General features: G+C 51.3%; 7 protein-coding genes. 6 read left to right on the top strand and 1 reads right to left on the bottom strand.

Translation table 11 applies throughout. The features are described from left to right. Positions 1-77: 77 nt before the first annotated feature. From KTO58_RS10965 to KTO58_RS10975, 3 genes are read left to right on the top strand one after another with little or no spacing between them, the layout of a single operon-like run. A complete protein-coding gene (locus KTO58_RS10965) occupies positions 78-1,826 on the top strand; it encodes a carbamoyltransferase family protein (RefSeq protein WP_095839320.1) in 1,749 nt (582 codons plus the stop codon). A gap of 58 nt (positions 1,827-1,884) precedes the next feature. Beyond that, positions 1,885-3,126 (top strand): cytochrome P450 family protein, encoded by a 1,242-nt coding sequence (locus tag KTO58_RS10970; RefSeq protein ID WP_095839319.1) that lies wholly within the window; start codon positions 1,885-1,887, stop codon positions 3,124-3,126. Positions 3,127-3,177: 51 nt separating this feature from the next. Beyond that, complete coding sequence (locus KTO58_RS10975) at positions 3,178-16,341, top strand: non-ribosomal peptide synthetase (RefSeq protein ID WP_225860193.1); 13,164 nt, start codon at positions 3,178-3,180, stop codon at positions 16,339-16,341. Positions 16,342-16,399: 58 nt separating this feature from the next. Here the strand turns inward: KTO58_RS10975 and KTO58_RS10980 are convergent, their stop codons facing one another. Beyond that, positions 16,400-18,127: a cellulase family glycosylhydrolase gene (locus KTO58_RS10980; protein WP_095839316.1), complete on the bottom strand. Its 1,728-nt coding sequence runs from the start codon at positions 18,125-18,127 to the stop codon at positions 16,400-16,402. 442 nt (positions 18,128-18,569) lie between these two features. Here KTO58_RS10980 and KTO58_RS10985 point away from each other — a divergent pair, with 442 nt between their 5' ends. From KTO58_RS10985 to KTO58_RS10995, 3 genes are all read left to right on the top strand, one after another. Beyond that, the gene (locus tag KTO58_RS10985; RefSeq protein WP_095841609.1) at positions 18,570-19,559 is read left to right on the top strand and encodes a GlxA family transcriptional regulator; all 990 of its coding nucleotides are present in this window, start codon (positions 18,570-18,572) and stop codon (positions 19,557-19,559) included. Between the two features lie 105 nt (positions 19,560-19,664). After that, a complete protein-coding gene (locus KTO58_RS10990) occupies positions 19,665-20,654 on the top strand; it encodes a helix-turn-helix transcriptional regulator (RefSeq protein WP_157753032.1) in 990 nt (329 codons plus the stop codon). A 674-nt stretch (positions 20,655-21,328) separates the two neighbouring features. After that, positions 21,329-22,765 (top strand): PQQ-dependent sugar dehydrogenase, encoded by a 1,437-nt coding sequence (locus KTO58_RS10995; protein WP_095839314.1) that lies wholly within the window; start codon positions 21,329-21,331, stop codon positions 22,763-22,765. The last annotated feature ends 184 nt before the right edge of the window (positions 22,766-22,949 follow it).

Raw genomic sequence — 22,949 nt, forward strand, 5'->3', positions numbered from 1 at the left:
AGTTTACGGTATGCTCAGGCAGCGCTTTGCCATGACCCGCCAGATAAATCTTATTAGTCACTCATAACCTTTTACCCGTGTCACTCAACATCCTTGGCATCAACGCCGCTTACCACGAATCTTCCGCCGCTCTCCTGGTCGATGGCCAGCTGATAGCCGCCATAGAAGAAGAAAGACTCAATCGCATCAAACATGCTAAACCCGCCCGGATAGACAACCCGGACGAGCTGCCCGTACTCGCAGTCAACACCTGCCTGAACATGGCAGGCCTTTCCCTCAGCGATATAGATATCATCGCCTTCTCTTTCGATCCCAAAAGAAGGATCGCACATAATACCCAGATCAACGACCTCACCACTCCCGATGACTGGGGCACCGAAACCGGAGAACAGCTTTTCTGCGACAAACTGCTCTCCATTCCGGAACGCCTGCAACAAATGGGCTTTAAAGGCCAGTTCCGCTGGATAGAACATGCCAAAGCGCATGCCGCTTCCGCCTTCTTCCCAGCCCCATTCCCCGAGGCTGCCATCCTCTCTATCGATGGCATCGGCGAAATCGAATCCGCCCTCCTCGCCCATGGACAAAAAGACAACATCACCGCTCTTAAACAGATCATATATCCCAACTCATTGGGATTCCTCTGGGAGAAATTCGCCAAATACCTGGGATACTCCGAATACGATGCCTGCAAGATCATGAGCCTCGCCTCCTTCGGCAATAGCTCCCGATACCGCACACAGTTCGATACCTTCATACACAATCATAACGACCACTTTGAGATCGATGGCCACTTCATCCGCTTCCGCCTCGAAGACTATAGCACATTGGAAGCCCTCTTCGGTCTTCCACAAAGGCCCGCCGATGCTCCCATCCTCCAGGAACATATGGATATAGCCGCTGCCTTACAACAGGTCACCACCGACATACTACTCAACCTCATACACCACCTCCATCAGCTCACACAAAGCGAAAACCTCTGCCTCGCTGGTGGCGTAGCACTTAACTGTGTCGCTAACCGCGTCATCTTCGAAGAAGGCCCTTTTAAAAACATATATATACAACCGGCCGCCAACGATGCCGGCACAGCACTGGGCGCCGCACTGCTGGTATATCACAACATCTACGGCGGAGAATACTACCAGCCACTGGAAATACCACATACCTACCTCGGACCCGAATACAGCGATGAAGAGATCCTCCACACCTTACAGGCACTCGACGTCCCCTTCACTTATTGCGAACAGATCGAAACCACCGTCGCACAACTCATCAGCGAAGGAAAAGTAGTAGGCTGGTTCCAGGGAAGAATGGAATTCGGTCCGCGCGCATTGGGCAACAGAAGCTTGCTGGCAGATCCCCGCGATCCGGAAATGGTAAAACGCCTCAATCGCCTGGTAAAACACCGCGAAGATCACCGCCCCTTCTGCCCCAGCATACTCGAAGAAGATGCGGCCGATTGGTTCCATATCAGTAAAAAAGCCCTGGCCGCCAGGTTCATGCTCATGGCCTACCCCGTCAACAGCAGCAAAGCTGATCAGATACCGGCCGTCATCCACGTAGATGGCACCTCCCGCATACAGGAAGTACAGGCCACTACCAACCCGAAATACCATCGCCTGATCTCCGAGTTTAAAAAACTCACCGGCGTTCCCATCCTGCTCAATACCTCGTTCAACGATCGGGAACCCGTCGTATGTACCCCGGAAAATGCCATCCGCACCTTCCTCCGTACTAAAATAGACTACCTCGCTATCGGCAACTTCCTGCTCGATAAAACCCAACATACCGTACAAAAGAAAACAACCTCCGGCTACGAAGTAGCCTGATAAATACCAGGACAGCTGAGCCGCCACTCAGCTGTCCTGCCTAAAAATATAAGACCATATGCCACACACACAGTGCCCAGTAACAGGCAAAAAAAATATATCCGTCAACTTCTTCGATCCGGCTTTCATACAGAACCCCTATCCTACCTACGCCTTACTCCGGCAGGAAGCCCCCGTTCATCGTATCACCTTGGAAAACGACTACCCCATCTGGCTCGTCACCCGCTACGACGATGTCATGGCGTTACTGAAAGATCCGCGTGTCACCAAAGTGCCGGGCAAAGCACAGGGAGAACAACCTCAGCCGCTACCCTTCGATCAGGTAGATAATATGACCTTGCTCAGCCAGCATATGCTCATGATGGATCCTCCCGATCATACCCGCGTACGGGCCCTGGTGAATAAAGCATTCACGCCCAAACACACCGCACAGCTGAGACCGCGCATCCAACAGATCGCCGACGAGCTGATCGACAAAGTCATCACAAAAGGAAACATGGACCTCATCGACGACTTCGCATTCCCCCTTCCACTCACCGTGATCGCCGAACTGTTAGGCATCCCCATCGACGAACAAGACCAGTTCCGCCAATGGTCTAACGTACTCACTGATGGTTACACGACAGCCGATAATATCAAGCTGGTACAGGAAGCAACGGATGGTTTTATTCACTACCTGCGACAGGTATTTATCCAACGCCGGCAACAACCGGGCAACGACCTTATCAGCGCCTTGTTATCCGTAGAAGAAGCAGGAGACAAACTGTCTGAACAGGAATTGCTATCCATGGTATTCCTCCTCCTCCTCGCCGGACATGAGACGACCGTCAACCTCATCGGCAATGGCATGCTCGCACTACTCCGCCACAGGGACCAGCTGGAACGTCTTCAGCAACATCCATCCCTCATCCCGCAGGCAGTAGAAGAAATGTTACGGTACGACTCCTCCGTAGCTACATCCACCATCCGTTTTGCATTGGAAGAGATCACTATCGGTGAGGTCACCATCCCCCGCGGCGAAGAGATCCTGCTCATAACAGGTGCCGCCAATCGTGACCATGACCATTTCGCCCAACCAGATACCTTCGACATCTCCCGCGAAAATAACCGGCATATCGCCTTCGGACATGGCATACATTTCTGCCTCGGCGCCCCCCTCGCCCGCCTCGAAGGGGAGATCGCCGTCCATACCCTGATAAGCAGACTTCCTGCCATACAACTGGCAGTACCGGCAGATACATTGCTCCACCGCCCCAGCATGCTGATAAGAGGCCTGCAGCAACTACCCGTCAGATTCTGATCCTAAGCTCCTGAAAATAGTTCCGTCTCTCATTATTTTATATCCAACTTTATGACACAGCAGGCATTTGCAGCAACACAACCACTGACTCCCGCACAGCTTGATATATACCTCCACCAGCAACGCTATCCCGACTCCCCCTTCTATATCATCGGAGGCTACTACCGGCTGAAAGGCCGCCTGCAACTGCCCTTGCTGAAAGCAGCTGCGCTGGGCATCGTCAACAGGGAAGCCGCATTCCGCACCCGCCTAGACATAAAGGGAGATATCCCTTTGCAATACTATGCCGAAACATCCCTGTCAGATATTCCCGTAATAGACTATTCCGGGGAACAAACACCCCTGGAGCTGGCATTGACATCCCTCCGCCAGGACTTCGCAACGCCTTTCTCCCTGACAACACAACTCTTCCATCTCTCCATCGTACGCCTCTCCGACACCGACCAGCTGGTCTACATCAAAGCACATCACCTCATCCTCGACGGATGGGGTTTCACCTTGTTCCTCCGTCAACTGCTCGCCGACTATCAACAACTCACCAACGGTCAGGTACCCGAAGCCAGCACCTTCGACTTCCGACATGCCGTAGCTGCCATCAACAGCCAACGACAAGACACCGCCGCCTTCCTGCCTCATCGGCAATACTGGTCGCAAAAATTTTCCCCACTGCCCCCTCAACTGCTATACCCCATCTCGGAAAACAACTCCCTGAAAAGCCGCCGGCATCAATTAGCAGTACCCTATGAACAATACGAACAATTGCTGTCATTGGCCAATGACAATGGCGTAAGCATCTTCCACGTCCTCCTCGGACTCCTCTACGTCTACTTCACCAGGGCCTGCCAAACCGATGAACTGGTAATAGGACTACCCGTACACAATCGCACCAATGCCAGGTTCAAAAAGGTACTAGGCATCTTCGCAAGCACCGCTGCTGCCAGGTTCAGCTATGGCACCAGCCTGTCTTTCAAAGACCTGCTACGCGAGATCAAACAGGCACAGAAACAGGACTACCGCTACCAGGAATATCCGCTGGGACAGATCTACCGCGATCTCCAACTGCTGGCACACAACCGGGAACAACTATTCGATATCACCTTCTCCTTCGAACAGTTTGATTATAATATCTCCGCTAACGATGTAACAGAGATACTACCACGCACCTTCACACACGAACACGATACACAACCTTTCAACCTCTTCGTCCGCGCCTATCGCAACAACGAACCGGTATTGTTCGACTTCCAGCTGCGGGAAGACCATTTCACCACACAAGATGGCGAAAACATGCTCCGCCGGTTCAGCCACCTCCTGACCTACCTGCCCCTGCACAGCGATCAACACATCGCCGCAATGAACTGGCTCCCGGAAGAGGAACTGCAACAGCTGGGCATATACGATACCCCGGTCATACAACCGGTGCCGTTATTCCTGTCGCAATGGGATACACAAACCCTGCTACAGGCACAAAAGACAGCACTCATCGCAGACGACGGATCGCTTTCCTATCGCACCCTCCATACAAAGGCCACGCAATTGGCCTGCTGGCTCCATCAGCAGGGTGCCGGAAAAGATATGCCTATCGCAGTATGCCTCAGCCGCTCCTCTTCCCTGATGATCACCTTACTGGGTATCTGGAAAGCAGGCAGCGCCTATATCCCACTAGACCCTGACTACCCGGAAGAAAGGATCAACATGATCATTGAAGATGCAGCGTGCCCATTAGCGATCACCGAAGCAGCATTTGCAGACAAGTTTACCGCCACTCCTACCAAAGCCTGGCTATATGATGAGATCATCACCACACCTGTCACACCGGTAACCTTACCCACCGTCTCCCCCGATAGCCTGGCTTACATCATATACACCTCCGGCTCTACCGGCAGACCCAAAGGTGTCGCTATCGAACATCGCACCGTAGCCAGCTTCCTGACAGCAATGGCCTCACAGCCCGGCCTGCTCCCGGAAGATATCCTGCTGGCCGTCACCACCGTATGTTTTGATATACATGTACTGGAATTATACCTGCCGCTCTATACCGGCGCTACCGTAATAATGGCCACTGCTGCTGACGCCAGAGATGCTTTCGCCTTGCGCAGACTGCTGTCCGCGTACCCGGTCACCACTATGCAGGCTACACCTGCTACCTGGAAAATGCTGTTCCTCGCAGGATGGCAACCGCACCAACCCTTCAAAGCATTATGTGGTGGAGAAGCACTCCCCCCTTCACTGGCTGCTCAATTCCACCAACATCCTGCCATCTCGTTGTATAACATGTACGGTCCTACGGAAGCAACCGTATGGGTAGCAGCCTCGCATATAACATCGCAACAACAGGAGATATCGATCGGCCAGCCCATCCCGGGCGTATACTGGTACATACTGGATCGATACGGTTACCCCGCTGCCACCGGCATGCCGGGTGAGTTATACATAGCAGGAACCTGCCTGGCCAGGGAATATTACCGGATGCCGGAACGGACAGCTGCCAGCTTCCATATACATCCCGGTATCGGAGCAGGCACCCGCCTCTATGCCTCCGGAGATCATGTCGTTCGCAAACAGGATGGCAACTACTACTTCCGGCAGCGTATAGACGATCAGGTAAAGATCCGCGGCTTCCGCATAGAACAGGGAGAAGTCATCGCCGCCATCATCGCCCATCCCGCCGTGAAAGATGCCACCGTTAAAGCCTGGAAGGATGAACACGACGAATACTTCCTCGCCGCCTATTGCGTACTGCACCATACCGCTACTCTCGACGAACCGTCATTACTACAGTTCCTGGCCAACACCCTGCCGCATTACATGCTGCCAGCCGTCTGCTGCTGGCTCGATATACTCCCCCTCACTCCTAATGGTAAGGTGGACAAAAAAGCTTTACCGCTGCCCACAGACCAACCAGCCGCAGCACAATACGTCGCTCCCGCTGGCGATCTCGAGATACAGCTGGCTAATATTTGGGAAGAGATTTTAGAGAAACCATCCGTCAGCGCCACCGCCAACTACTTCTCACTAGGAGGACATTCCATCAATAACATCCGGCTGGTCAATGCAGCGCGTACCCGCCGTATTCCCATGGAAGTTACCGACATCTTCTCCTACCCCACCGTCCGTATGTTGGCAACAGCCCTGCAATCAAGGCATCATACAGTGCGCACCACACAAGAGCTGCCCCTGGCCCCGCCAGCTCTTCATTATCCTGTTCCTCCTGCGGCAGCACAATTGTACATACAACAAACCTTCGAGCCGGATAACATCGCCTATAATATGGCTGGTGCCTTCCACCTACAGGGTCGCCTGGACATATATCGCCTGAACGCAGCCTTCCTCCAGCTGCTGCAAAGACAGCAACAGCTTCGTGCAGCATTTTTCCTGCAGGACAATAAGGTCTGCCAGCAGATCTCCTCCCTCACCGCATTCCATACAGAAGAACGCCCCTGGCCGGTCGACAAGCCTGTAACCTCCGACGCACTGGCCGATCATTTCCATGCCTTCATCCGCCCCTTCGATCTTTCCCAACCGCCTTTACTGCGCGCTGCGTTGACCGACCTCCCGGATCAAACACAACTGCTCCTGCTGGACATACATCATATCATCGCAGATGGCTGGTCCGTCAATATCTGCCTGCAGGAACTACTACAGCTATACGCTGGCGATACCCTCCCGGCTCCCGAACGGCAGTATACAGACTACGCCGTATGGTACGATCAATCCGATAATACACCTGCATACTGGCAGCAACTGTTCTCCTCCGGCATCCCGGTACTCCAGCTCCCGCTCGACTTTCCTAGACCTGCCCTGCTGACCTATCAAGGCGATAGTTACTACAGCACATTGGATAAGAATACCACCACGGCTATCCGCAGTCTGGCAGCCACCCACCAGGTATCCGCATTTACCGTAATGCTCACCGCATACAATATCCTGCTGCATCGCTATTCCGGACAGGAAGATATCGTAATAGGTATCCCCATGGCCAACAGACCCTACCAATGTCTGCAGCCCCTGATAGGTATGTTTGTCAACACCCTGCCACTTCGCACCATGCCGCAGCCAGATAGATCGGTGCTCAGCCTGATGCAGGAAGTACAGCAAATGCTGGCGACAGCCTCCGCACACAGTAATAGTACCGTCAATGATCTCCCAGAATTACTGGATCTTCCCCGCGATATCAGCCGGCATCCCCTGTTCGATGTATTACTGGCCTGGCAACAGGCACCGGTAGCAATAGCACAGGCAGGCCCCTACGCTGTCAGTCAGTTGCCTTTTACCGCGCCTACGGCCAAATATGACCTTACCCTGGAAGCCACCGACCACGAACAGGAAATTCAATTGCGCTTCGAATACAATACCCGCCTCTTTCTCCCCCAGACCATCGCCCGGATGACCTGCCAGCTACAAGCCGTCCTGCTGGCCATGACACAGTCCGTTACACAACGCATCGGCAGCATCGAATTCCTGTCACCCGAAGAACGGCATAAACTGCTGTATACCTTGAACGATACTAGAGCTGATTTCCCCGATACACATACCCTGCATAGCATATTCGATCAACAAGCCGCAGCCACGCCGGATCATATCGCCGTCATCTTCCGCGAACAACAACTTACCTACGCCGCCGTAGCACAACATGCCAACGCCTTGGCATTACAACTGGTCCAGGCAGGCATAAGACCTGGCGATATTGTCGCCATCCTCGCCGAACGCTCCGCAGCATTGCCTGTAGGTATACTGGCCATCCTGAAAGCTGGCGCCGCCTACCTACCCATCAGCCCCTCCTATCCTGCAGACAGGATACAGTATATGCTCGACGATAGCAAAGCTGCCGTACTCCTGACCGAACGTTGCCATCAGCACTCGATCGCTTTCAATGGTGTCACCTTGCTGCTCGACGAAGCACTGCAACAAACAGCAACAGCAGGTCCTGCTATAATTACGCCCGCATCCTCGCTGGCTTATGTGATATATACCTCCGGCTCTACCGGCAAACCCAAAGGTGCCATGATAGCCCACCGCGCTGCCGTTAACCGCATATGGTGGATGCAGCAGCAATACCCGCTGTCCACCGGGGATGTCATCCTTCAGAAAACGCCGTATACATTCGATGTGTCTGTCTGGGAACTTTTCTGGTGGGCCTTTGCCGGCGCAGCCGTTTGCTTCCTGGAACCGGCGGGAGAAAAAGATCCGGCCGTTATCATGGACACCATTGCGCAACACCGCATCACTACCTTACACTTCGTACCGTCCATGTTACAGGTATCGCTCGAATTCCTGAAAGCCTATCCAGGTAAATGGGATCTCAGCTCCCTGAAAAGAGTGTTCGCCAGCGGTGAAGCCCTCCAGCCACAACAGGTGGATGGCTTCCGCGAATGCCTGCAAACTCCCTATGGCGCCACCCTGCATAACCTGTACGGCCCTACGGAGGCAGCGATCGATGTTACCTGGTTCGATTGCCCCGATGCGCCGGCTCCGGCATCCATCCCCATCGGGAAACCCATCAGCAATATCCGCCTCTACATACTCAACCCCGACGGTCGCCTTCAACCAGAGGGCGTACCGGGAGAACTCTATATCTCCGGTACCGGCGTCGGAGAAGGATACCTTAACAGACCAGACCTCACCGCAGAGAAATTCCTGCCGGACCCTTTCTTCCCCACACAACGGATGTACCGCACCGGCGACCTCGCCCGATGGTGCCCCGATGGTAACATGGCCTACCTCGGCCGCATCGATCACCAGGTCAAGATCAGGGGATATCGCATAGAACCAGGAGAGATCGCCCAACAGCTACTCAAAGCCGCCGATATCACAGAGGCGATCGTCACCGCCTGGACACCACCAGCTGCCCAGCCACAATTATGCGCATACTATGTAGCCGCAAGCCCTATAGACACTCAGGAGCTGCGGGACCTCCTGTCACGGGAACTGCCCGAATACATGATACCGGCGCATTTCATGCAGATAGATCACATCCCGCTATCTCCCAATGGTAAAGCCGACCTGAAAGCCTTGCCGACGCCCACAACGGAGCAATGCAGTACCTTCCCTGTTACGGCGCCTGCCAACGAAACAGAAGCATCACTGCTCCACATCTGGAAAGAAGTATTACAAACCGGTACTGTCGGCACCACACATGCTTTCTTCTCCCTGGGCGGAGACTCCATCAAAGCAATACAGGTCGCAGCCAAAGCTGCCTTGCAGGGCATACAGGTAAGTATCAAAGATATCTTCCGCTATCCCACCGTCCGCCAGCTCGCCACAGTCGCCTCCCCGCTGGCAACCGTCGTCGCCACACACTATACGCCCCTGGTACACCAGACAGCAGGCAGATACGAGCTCTCCCCCATGCAAAGCGGCATCCTCTTCCACGATATGACCGTGCACGCCGCCGGCGCCTATCACGTGCAAATGGTCCTTCACCTCGATAGCAACATACAACCGGCCCTGCTGGAAAACTGCTATCGCATACTCATCCGCACACACGATATACTACGCACGACCTTCCACCACCAGGGACTGATACATCCATTGCAGGAAGTACATACAGATATCCCTCATCACTTTCATTACAGAGACTTTTCTGGCTGCGACATCACAACGCAACAGGCGCTACTAACAAATACCTTACAGACAGACATGCAGGAGCTGTATCACCTGGCAACAGGACCGCTCCACCGGTTGTATCTGCTACATACCGCCCACACACAGTGTAGCATCATCTTCAGCTTCCATCATATCATACTGGATGGATGGAGCCTTATCATGCTGCTACAGGACCTGCTCAAGACCTATCACCTGCTGTCTACCGGCAACGCCGCCTTGTCTGCCCGGCCACAGCCTTTCAGCAGCTACCTCCGCTGGCTAAGTACCCAATCCCGGAAAGCCGCACTGCACCACTGGACCGGGTACCTGGCGCACTACACACAGCGCACATCGATACAACGGCTCAAAAAACAGCAGGCAACATACCTGGTACACGAACAACAGCATATCATCCCGGCTACCATCTATGATGGGCTGAAGACACTGGCACAACAACAACAAGTTACCGTCAACAATATCATCCAGGCGGCCTGGGGCCTCTTATTGCAACGACACAACAATACCAATGATGTAGTCTATGGCGCCGTCCGATCCAACAGGCCGACGAGCATCCCACAAATAGATACCATCGCAGGCATTTTTATCAATACCCTACCCGTACGTATACAAACGACACCAGACACCCTGTTCTCCGAACTGGTACAGTCCGTACAGACCGACGCCCTCTCCGCAGATCAATATGCCTACCTCCCGCTGGCAGACATTCAGCAATGCAGCGAGATCAGACAAGACCTCATCGATCATATCCTCGTATTCGAAAACTATCCCGTAGATCAGGGATTACTCCATCAACACTCTACCGCCGGTCAGCAACTGAAGATCCGCGAGGCTGTCTTTAACGAACAAACACATTATGACCTCAACGTCATTATCGTCCCGCAACAGGATCTTCGCATCCGGTTCAATTACAACCAGGCCGCTTATGACGATATGCAGATCGCTTATCTGGCAGCAGGACTAGCCACAATACTACACAGCGTCACCACGCAGCCGGATATACCAGTACAAAAGGTGACGGTGATCAGCCCGGAAGAACAACATACACTGGACACCTTCAATGCCACCGCCGCCAGCTATCAACAACCGCCCGTATTACACACCTGGTTCGATCAACGGGTAGCCCTTCACCCCACTGCCCCCGCAGTGTTTCACAATGGCAACCGTACAGATTATGAGACCTTACAGGCACAAGCCAACACCATTGCAGCAGCATTGCTGCAAAAAGGCATCGGCCCACAACAGGCCGTGGCCCTGATAGCGGATCGTTCTGCCACCTTCATCGCGGCGGTATTGGGTATCCTGAAAGCAGGTGCCACCATCGTACCAATAGATAAAGATTATCCCGCGGAAAGAATTCAATATATCCTCGACGACAGCCAGACCACCATCTGCCTCGTCGAAGCACACCTGCCCTTCCTATCCACAGTACCACAGCTCACTATCACAGCTGCACTGCGCACTAATATCAACGGCACCTGCTATCCCGATAGTCACGCACAAGACCTGCTATACATCATCTACACGTCAGGTACCACCGGCAAACCCAAAGGGGTGATGCTGGAACATCGCAACCTGGCCAACCTCATCGCTCATCAGCAATGCAAAGGCCAGATCAACGACACCAGCAGGGTACTGCAGTTCACCACACACTGTTTCGATGTATACTACCAGGAAATATTTACGACCCTCCTGGGGGGTGGCTGTCTCTACATCATCAGCGAAACAGATAAAAGAGATATACCTACACTGTTCAATTATATCGATACACATCAGATCCCGACTATATTCCTGCCTACGGCCTATCTGAAATTCCTGTTCGGACAACTCGTCTATGCACAGCAGATACCTACCTGTATCCGGCATATCATCACGGCAGGCGAACAATTGACCGTGTCTCCCTTGTTGGACAATTACCTGCGACAGGGTAATACCACCCTGCATAACCACTATGGTCCCTCAGAAACACATGTTGCCACCACCTATGAATATACGGCGGGCACCACCAATACCGACGTACCTCCGATAGGTAAACCAGTCATCAACAACCGTATTTACATCCTCGACAAATCTCTCCGGCCACAACCACTGGGTGCAATCGGAGAAATATATATCGCAGGGGCCAACGTAGGTCGAGGCTATGCTGCCAATACCACCTTAACGCAAGAACGTTTTCTCCAAGATCCTTTCCTGACAAAGGAAAGGATGTATCGCACCGGAGACCTCGGATACTATCTGCCCGATGGCAATATCTGCTATGCCGGACGCATCGATCATCAGTTAAAGATCAGGGGCTATCGTGTAGAACCGGGTGAAATTGAAGCACGGCTGCTACAACACCGGGCCATAAACGCTGCTGCTGTCATCGCATATGATGGCACACAACAGGATAAATACCTGGTAGCCTACTTCTCCGCGTCATCCGCACTACCCATCGACGAGGTTAAAGACTGGCTGTCAGCCACACTTCCCGCATACATGGTACCTGCCTTACTGATGCAGTTGCCGGCTATCCCGCTAACGGCAAATGGTAAAGTAGACCGGAAAGCCCTGCCTGCACCTGATCAATGGCAACAGGCCACCACTACACTGGCGCCAACCACTGATACAGAGATCCGCCTGGCCGGCATCTGGCAGGAGATATTAGAAAACAATAACTTCGGAATTACACAGGATTTTTTCTCCCTGGGAGGACATTCACTCAAAGCAGCACTCCTGGCCGCTCATATACAAAAGGTCTTTCAGGTCCATCTGCCATTGCAGGAGATATTTACACAGCGTACAATACAGAGGATCGCCAATGCGATCGATAAATGCACACCGGCATTAGCCTATCTGCCTATCCCGGAAGCACCGGTAGCAGCATACTATGCCTTATCTGCCGCCCAGAACCGGCTGTTTGTCCTCGCGCAAATGGAAGGTCCTGGTACCGCTTACAATGTCCCTTTCCTCGCCCGTGTCAAAGGTGAAATTGATACCACCCGGCTGGAATACGCTATCAACCAGCTCATCCACCGGCATGAAGCATTACGCACCGCCTTCCTGCTGAAAGCAGGTACACCCGTACAGGTGATACTACCAGCCGTATATTGTGCGCTCGACCGCCTGCAGGCTACCTCAGATGGTATCCGCGAAGCATTAGCATGGATAGCGCCCTTCGACCTGGCCCAGGCTCCCCTCGTACGCGCCGCCTGGATCACCTGCCCGGATCAGCTGCCTCCCCTCTTCATCATAGACATGCATCATATCATCACAGATGGCGTGTCCATGGAAATGCTGATCAAAGAACTCTGGCAGTTATATGATGGAATCAACCTCTCTCACCCGCGCTTGCAATACAAAGATTATGCTGCCTGGCAACACACCAGCCGCGATACTCCCGCCTGGCAACAACAAAAGGAGTACTGGCTGCACCAGCTCACACCGGATAATATTCCCGTATTAAGCCTGCCCGAAGATCTGCCCCGGCCGGCCGTACAATGTTTCGATGGCGCCGAATACTTTCATCCCATCCCCGTATACCTCGTACAGGAAATGTATCAACAGGCAGCCACACAGGGAGTCACTCCCTTTATGTTCAGCCTGGCGGTATGTTACCTGCTGTTATACAAATACAGCGGACAGGAAGATATACTAATCGGTACACCAGTAGCGGGCCGCTCACATGTGGACATGCAACACATGGCAGGGCTGTTCGTCAACACCCTCGTATTACGGGGGCAACCTGCATCCACCGACTCCTTCGCCACATTCCTGCAACAGATCCGAAATACCGTCATACAAGGCACCGCCCACCAGGATTTTCAATTCGAAGAACTGATAGAACACCTCCAGCTATCCCGTGACCTGAGCCGCAATCCCATATTCGATGTCATGTTCTCCTATCTGCAGGTGAATGCCTTGCAACTAAGCACTGCTACTTATGATATATCCCCCCTCCTGTTCCCCGCAGATAAAGCAAAATTTGACCTCGCCTTCAGCATCCAGGAACAACCGGATAATTGCCAGCTCTCCATCAACTATGCCACTTCCCTCTTCCGGGAAGACACGATCAAACGTATGGCAGCCCATTATTGCCACCTGCTGGAGAGCGTGTTAAAAGATATGCATAGTCCTATAGCTACCCTCTCGCTGGCAACACCCGGGGAAGTACATACCGTCTTCAGCACCTTTAACAATACCCGCATGGTATACCCAGTTGTAACCATACAAGAGGCCTTCCAGCAGCAGGTAATAAAAACACCCGATGCCACCGCCATCTTGTTTAGGGACACCACGCTAACTTATGATCGCCTCAATCAACAGGCCAATCAGCTGGCTCGTTATCTCCAGGAACAAGGTGCTCTCCCGGGACAGCACATAGGTATCATGATGGAACGTTGCGCAGATACCATCATCGCTATGCTGGCCATTCTGAAAACAGGGGCCGCCTATGTACCGCTGGTACCCGAGCTCCCTGATGACCGGCTGCTGGCAATGCTCAACGACGCTGACATTACGATCGTACTCTGTACCCACGAAGCCATACAAGCCCATGATAGCCTCCGCCTCGGAAAAGATCGCGTATTAATCACCAACGATCAGTGGCATACACAAGCAAACCGCTTCAATGCCGCTGACTTCTCCAAGCCGCTATGCACACCGGCACACCTGGCATATATCATCTACACATCCGGATCTACCGGTATACCCAAAGGGGTAATGATAGAACATAAAAGCGTACTGAATCTCGCCACCTGGTTCAATCGCGAACATGACCTGCCCACCAATAACCGCGTGCTGCAAATGACCAGTATCGGCTTCGATGTATCCGTAGAAGAGATCATCGTTCCACTGCTCAACGGTGCCGGTATCTACCTGTTGGAAGATGACCACAAACTGGACAAACAACTGTTCAGTGCCTTTATACGACAACATGCCATCAACATCGCGGAGATCGTACCCACCTTGTTGTATGATTTCATCGTAGATAATCCTCCGTTCGAAAGCCTGCGTACCATCATCACCGGCGCAGAGAAACTGGATGCTACACTGAAAAACCAGGTATTAGACAAAGGGTATCGACTATATAACATATACGGACCTACGGAAACAACCGTAAACGCCACTGCTAAAAAATGTACGGAAGACGACGATACCATCGGCCTGCCTATGGCCAACACCCGTATCTATATCCTCGATCAGCACAACAACCTGTTGCCGGTTAGTATACCGGGAGAAATATGCATAGCCGGGCATTCCCTGGCGCGAGGATATCTCAACAATCCGGAACAGACCAATACCCGTTTTGTCAAAGATCCCTTTCAGCCGGAACAGCGCATGTACCGCACCGGCGATCTCGCCTGCTGGACATCACAGGGAGAGATCCGTTTCCTGGGAAGAATAGACCAACAGGTTAAGATCAGGGGATATCGCATAGAATTGGGAGAAATAGCCACCAGGCTGGCAGCATTGCCACATATCAAAGAAGTAGTCGTATTGGCACAACAGGACAAAAACAACAGCGCCTATCTATGCGCCTGGTTCACCGCCCATACAACATATGCCGCCGCCACCTTACGTACACTCCTGGCAAAAGAGCTGCCGGAGTATATGCTGCCGGCGTTCTTTGTGCAGCTGGATAATATCCCCATGACGCTTAACGGCAAGACAGACTACAAAAAACTCCCCTCACCAGACAAGGCAATGCACAGCACCACACCATACGAGATACCTGCCAACGATACCGAAACACGCCTGCTTAATATATGGCAACAGGTACTCTCGCAGGAACGGATCGGCGTGCTGGATAATTTCTTTGAGATAGGCGGCCATTCCATGAAGGCAATAGCCGTGATGTCACACCTGCATCAACAGGGGCCTTCCGCCATCACACTCGCAGATATATTCCGCTATCCCACCATCCGGACACTGGCACATCAGATCGATGCTGCTGCGGAAACGGCACTATCATTTATCACTACGCTGACTCCGGTAAGAGACCGTCATCTGTTTGCCTTCCCGCCTGCGATGGGACAAGCACTCGCCTATAACGCACTCGCACAACATATAACCACACATACGCTGCACAGCTTTAACTACATAGACCGGGAAGATCGTATTACACAATATGTAAAGCAGATCAAAGCTATTCAACCTCGCGGTCCCTACCTGCTCATGGGCTATTCCGCAGGCGGGAACCTCGCCTTCGAGGTAGCCAAAGCATTGCAGGAAGAAGGAGAGATCATATCCGACATCATCATGATCGATGCCATTCGCCGGGTGAATAAAATGGGTAGTACCGGTACCGGCAGGGCGGCAGTAAAAGAAGAGATTTTAACGGCACTTGCACAGCACCAGCTGAGTAACGCAGCTCCCGGTTATATCGAAAAGCTGGTGGATGACTCTTATGCTTATACCGCCTACGTAGATGAGCTGGTCAACGAAGGATGTATACATGCCAACATCTATGTAATAGCTGCCGCCGAAATACAGGAATATCAATGGGAAGACGCTACTACCGGAATAGTAAGTATTATCGCGGGGATAGGTCCACATATTGAAATGTTGGGCAACCCGGCTTATCTGCCGCACAATGCACAACTCATCAACACGATATTGTCAACACGGTAAAAAAATACGGGCTGTCTGATCAGACAGCCCGTACACCATATCAGCAACCTATAAGGAATTATTGTTTGGAGATACGACGGGTCACCGTCTTGCCGTTGTGTTCCAGCTTCAGCAGGTAAATGCCCGCAGGCAGTTTACCGGTCTCAAATACGGTATTGTGTTTACCGGCAGACAAGCGGCCGTTTACCAGTACGTTCACTACCTTACCGGCAATATTGTATACCGCCAGCTGCGTATTACCAGCCTCCGGCAGGGAGTACTGTATGCTGGCACTGCTGCTCACCGGGTTAGGATAGCTCGTTAAGGTCAACTCCTTGAAGATCTCCAGCGATGGTTTACCCGCTGATACTTCGCTGGTACGTTGTACCACTGTGCTGCCGTTTTTAATCTTCACTTCAGTATAGCTGTTCCAGGCGTTTTCGTTATTGCCATGGCCTACGATCCTCACATATTTGGCACTGCGGCCCGTAAAATTGAAGGACTCGAGGTTAAGGGAGCTACCGCTGGCTTGCAGGCCGGTACCCGCTGCTGTCCAGGTATTACCATCCATGCTGGTCAGGATATCAAAAACAGAACGACGGGTATCTCCTTTATAAAAGGCGATGTCCACACCGGTGACTGTTGTTACGGCTGATAAACAGAACTGTATCCATTGTCCGTCACCACTGGCAGACCAACGGGTATTGAGGTTATTATCCCTCACATTGGCAGCAACATTGCCATCGTCGCCGCTGGCAGTTACCGGCAGGCATTGCGGCGGATTAGTACCACCACCCGGAAAATCATCCGCGGGGTTCAGCATACGTTCCCTGATCCAGGTACCGGCAGGTTTTAAACGGGCCGTAGTCCAGGGGCCATTAGCACAGGTACCGGTCGTCCATACTGCACCGGAACGGAAGTCATCCGAAAAGTTCCAGTTCGTCCAGCTGATCTTCTTACGTTGCATCAGGTCGATATAACGTTGGGACATAGTGAAATTGTTAGTCCCGTCACCGGAAGCCGTCTGTGTACCAAACTCTGTCACAAACACCGGCAAACGGTCAGATGCCCAATCCAGCTCATTAAGGTATTGCGTACCGTGAGAAGCCGCGTAAAAGTGGAAAGTGTACATGATATTGGGGAAATTAACCGGATTGCTTACAATGTCCTGTGCCGAACGGCCATCAGAGATCCCCATAGAAGCCCAGGCATGCGTCCCGATCAGTATCACCGCATCGTTATCGATAGCGCGTATTACCGGGATCAGCTGATCCGCATAGGTTTTAATACGGCTCCACGCCACGCCGTTAGGCTCGTTACAAATATCATAGATGATATTGTTTTTGTTCTTATGCGTATTGGCAATAGAGGTAAAGAACGTCTTCGCCAGGCTGAGGTTGGCATTCGGATCGCCAGGCGTCAGCTGATGCCAATCCACCAGGGCATACATGCCACGTTCGGTAGCCTCTTCGATCAGCCGGTTCACCTGGGCTGTAAATCCTGCCGGGTTGGTCTCATACCCGCCCTCCTGGATATACATAGAGATACGCAGGATATCAGCCCCCCAGTCATACGCCAGTGCATCCAGCGATGCCTCCGTCAGGCAGCTACCCCATCCATACCATTGTATACCGTGCGTACTCATACCACGCAGTTGTATAGGGTTACCATACTGGTTACATAATTTCAGGCCCACTACTTTCAGTTGGCCATTTTTAGCCACAGGTGTCTGTGCATAGGTGCCGACAACAGTAAATAAACAAAGTAAAAAAACATGGATCGGTTGATAGAATAGAAACTTCTTCATAAAGGTCAATTAAGGGTTACAATTAAAAATATACAGGTGCTGATACTGGTTCTTTCAGGTATTGCAGGTATTACAAATACTGCATAATAAACAATGATAAAAGCAGGGCATGCACCATGATGCATACCATTATGTAGCGGTTGTTAATAAATGTGCAGCCGGTCTGTTTAAACGTAAATCAGCATCAGGAAAAGGCCTTCCAGGATAATTATTTGGTTGAACGATAGAAATGAAATAAAGTCAGCACCACAAGGGAATGGCATCTTACCGGTCATTTTGTAGCTCCTCACAACGTGTTATCAGCTATTACTACTTCTAATATATGCAATCGTTTGCGGAAAAGCTAATTTTTTTCCATCTTATTCATATGTTATAACATTAAAGGGGGATTTGCGCCAAAAAAAGGTTAACTTACCGATTGATTATTAATGTTGTACCGCATATGAAAACTATCGCTGTATTACTTACAAAAAAATACCGCCCGCTCAGTATTGCCGCTATCCTGGACGTCTTTGAAACGGTTAATAGCTATTACCAGGAACAAGAAGGACAGCCCTATTTCAATATCCGGTTGGTCCGTACGGACGATGATAGCCAGACTCCGAACCTGCACGATGGGTATGAACCAGTGACGCTCTCTTCTATAGACAGCAGTCACCTCATATTGATCCCGGCTTTTGCTACTACTGGAGATATGGCCGCTTTCGTACAGGAAAACCAGGCATTTATTCCCTGGATATGCGACCAGTTTGAAACCGGCTCCGAAATAGCCAGTTTCTGCACCGGTGCCTTCCTGCTGGCAGCAACAGGACTCCTCAATGGCCGCAAAGCGACCACCCATGTCAATGCAGCTCGCATGTTCGCGCATTATTTCCCCGAAGTATTGCTGCAGGAAGACAAAGTCGTAACGGATGACAGCGGCATATATACCAGCGGTGGCGCCACCTCCACCTTCCACCTGTTACTGTACCTGCTGGAGAAATACTGTAGAAAAGAAACCGCCATCCGTACCGCCAAAGTATTCGCAATCGATATGGACCGCGAACTGCAGTCTTATTTTGCAGATTTTGTCCCTTCCAGGAATCATAACGACTCCCTGGTACTGGAAGCCCAGCAACGTATGGAACAACGTTTCCAGGAGGGCTGTACTGTCGAAGAGCTCATCCATGATCTGCCTGCCAGCCGGCGCAATTTCATCCGACGGTTTAAGATCGCTACCGGCATTACACCGATAGAATATTTACAAAGACTACGCATAGAAGCCGCCAAAAAACTACTGGAAGGCTCCGACTGCTCTATTACAGAAGTTATGTTCCAAAGTGGTTATAATGACGCCAAAGCATTCAGATTACTGTTCAGCCGCCTGGTAGGTATTACACCCAGATCCTACCGGGAGAAATATGCGGGCAAAAAATTATTGTCCATGGCCTGAACCGCTCCGGTTGCATCACCCTATTTTCATCATCATTTAATCTAATCTGTCTGGCATCCCAGGCCGATGATTGTCTATCCTGTTCGTAACTCAGTACCCGGAAGTATGGAATATTTGCACGATCTTTCGTCCAATAAAGTAGAGAGTATTACAGAAGTCCCCCCGGAATATGTAAAATATGTCAAACCCTTTACCCATCCCCTATTCAATGAAGGTCCCTTCGGCGCCACCATTGTACAGGAATTAACATCGGAAAATGTCAGTATCGTATATTTTCATTTTTTCATCCGCGAAGGCATCACGCTTTATCCGTATGATCCCAATGACGTATTTGCCCTGCATTTTATGATCAAGGGCAGCCTGCCGGCTACCCTCCACGGCTACGGCCCCCTGCAGATCGTAGAAAACAGATACAACATGATGTTCATGCCCAATATCAAACATCATGCATTCTTCGACGCAGGAGAGTATATCTCTATTAATGTGAACTTTTCACCTGCCTTCCTGCAGCAACTAGCCCCCCAATATCCTATCCTCAACAAACTGCTGGATATGGCCGAAAAAAGAACAGCAGGCCTGCTTTTCCCGGAATATCTCCATACAGATCATTTCTCCTATGCGATCATCAACCGCATCATTTCCGCGCCTATGCTCGAAGAAGTGAAACTGATCTACCTCGAGTCCTGGATCAAAGCACTGCTGCTACACTGCCTGGACAACTTTTCCCGTATCACCCGCAATGCCGCCAACAAAGGCAGTGCAGACCTGCCACTCTACGAACGAATCCGTGCCCATGTGGTAGAACACCCCGGTGCAAGCCATACGCGCGAACTACTCGCCAAACGGTTCGCATTAAGTGAATCCAGCCTCAAACAGGGATTCAAACGTCATTTCGGTATCACCCTCAAAGATTTCATTACCCAGGTAAAGATGGAAAAAGCCATGCAGCTACTATATGAATCGGAACTTTCGGTTACCACCATCGCCTACCAGCTGGGATACAATGAACTACCCAATTTCACCCGCGCCTTCATTCGCTTCCATGGCAAGCCGCCACTCTACTACCGCAGACATAAAAATACCTCCGGAGAATAAAGATTTTGTTTACAAGAAATGCCCGTATTGATAATTTCTTTACCGGAAATGATAAACTTCCGAGAACAAAAGTGTGCAACTTTACGTCGCGCTACATTTCAAAGTAAAGGATTGAAGTAGCCGATCATACAAGTTTTCAATATCTCGGGAACCATTTATTCACTTATTCTGAACAGGTATCTAACCCCAAACGCCTGCCTTTATTAAAAGGCAGGCGTTATTTATACCGGACCTCCACTGATTTACATCCACTCTTTCCTTCACTGATTTGCCATCGCAGAGATTCCTCGCAACTTTATACTCCTGGATACAGGTTGCAACATATCCACCCACTGGTAGCCCTACTTAACATGCGAACAACAGAATGATACATCATACCTCTTATTATTATTGAAAACCCAAAAACACGCGATATGAACTCCTCTGATCCGCAATAAGTACAGACAAAGGATTTCCACGTTGTTAGCAAGGTCCGTGTTCAACATCGTTTACAACCACTTATCAGGTAAGGCCGGCCCTTACGCCGATTTCCCCATGCCGTAACTGCGCCTACGGCAAAATATTCCTGTATACCGGTGTAAACATGTTACAACACCTGCCTGCTAACTGCATTGATTTGCTGTCCGGACCGTTTGCGGTAAGAGGGTTTTTGTTAACCAATAAATCCAATCTTTATGCATCAAAGAGACAAATGCTTTACTGCCTGCAAATGGCAGCTTGTGCTCGCCTGCTGTTTGTTATTCCTGTCCCCGCTGGCCAAAGCACAAACGCTGCCGGCCAACTTTCAACGTGTACTAGTAACCGGTGGCCTTAACCGGCCAACTGTACTGGCATTTACACCGGATGGTCGCCTGCTCATAGGTAACCAGGGCGGTCAATTGCTTGTTTATAAAAATGGTACGCTGCTGAGTACTCCGGCCCTTTCACTCAGCGTAACCTCTGATAATGAACGTGGCCTTATCGGGCTGGCGGTAGATCCTAACTTTGCCACCAACAAGTTCATCTACATCTACTACACCCACCCTTCCGGTCCGCACAACCGGGTGAGCCGATTCACCCTAAATGGTGACGTAGCCAGCAATGAAGTGGCTATACTCGACCTTCCCACGCTGGGACAGCCTTTCCATAATGGTGGTAGCCTCACCTTCGGCAACGATGGTAAACTCTACGTGGGTGTTGGAGACAATAAGATCAACTCCACCCCACAAAACCTCGACAGCTACTTCGGTAAAGTACTCCGTATCAATACCGATGGTTCTGTGCCTGCAGGTAATCCATTTAGTGGTAGCGCTGCCCGCAGCCGCGTGTGGGCATATGGCCTGCGTAATCCCTGGACCAGCGCCACAGACCCGGTATCCGGCAAGATCTATATCAATGATGTAGGTGAAAATGCCGGCTCCGGTTTTGAAGAGATCAATGATGCCACCGTAGCGGGCCGTAACTTCGGATGGCCAACCTTCCAGGGCAACTGCTCCAACTGCCCCGGCGTAACAAACCCGATATACTCGTATCCGATCGAAAGAGGCAGTACAGTAGGCAGAGGCTGCGCGATCAACGGCGGCACCTTCCTGAATGGCTCCATCAGCAACTATCCGGCGCAGTATCATGGCAAATACTTCTTCCATGACTATTGCAACCCCTGGGTAGACTTCATCAATCCGGCAGCCGGAGCTACCCGCAACGGCTTCGGTACCGCCCTGGGAGGTAACCTGACCAACATAGAGCAAGGTACAGATGGCAATCTCTATTACATCAGCCGCAGCAACAACTCCGTTTATAAAGTAGTATATAGCGGCGCAGCTGCTCCTGCAGACAATAACGCCAGCGTTGCTCCTATCAAAGGAAACCCTGAAATCCCCGCTGTGCTGATCAAAACGCCTAACCCCTTCCATAACAACCTGTCAGTAACTTTCCGCCTCAGCCTCCCGGGCAAAGTACAACTGGCATTATTTGACCTCTCCGGCAAACCAGCAGGCATCATCCTCGATTCCCAACTGCAAGCCGGTGAACACAGCACCTCTTACAACACTTCCTCACTCAATGCCGGCGTGTATATCCTGAAACTGACGCATGATGGTAAAGCCAGCAGCACAAAATTGATCAAAGAATAAGCATATCCTCTACACTTGTTAAACAGGGAGCTGGTAATCACCCGCTCCCTGTTATTTTATCAGTATTCCCCTTCAAATGAAGATCGTACGTGAAATAGTGAAAAAAACATTTCCAGGAACGCAAACGATTGCATAACTTAGTACTATGCCAGGACGCAATATCAACCCTAAGAGCCGATATACA

The sequence above is a fragment of the Chitinophaga pendula genome, from assembly GCF_020386615.1.
GTDB classification, from domain to species: domain Bacteria; phylum Bacteroidota; class Bacteroidia; order Chitinophagales; family Chitinophagaceae; genus Chitinophaga; species Chitinophaga pendula.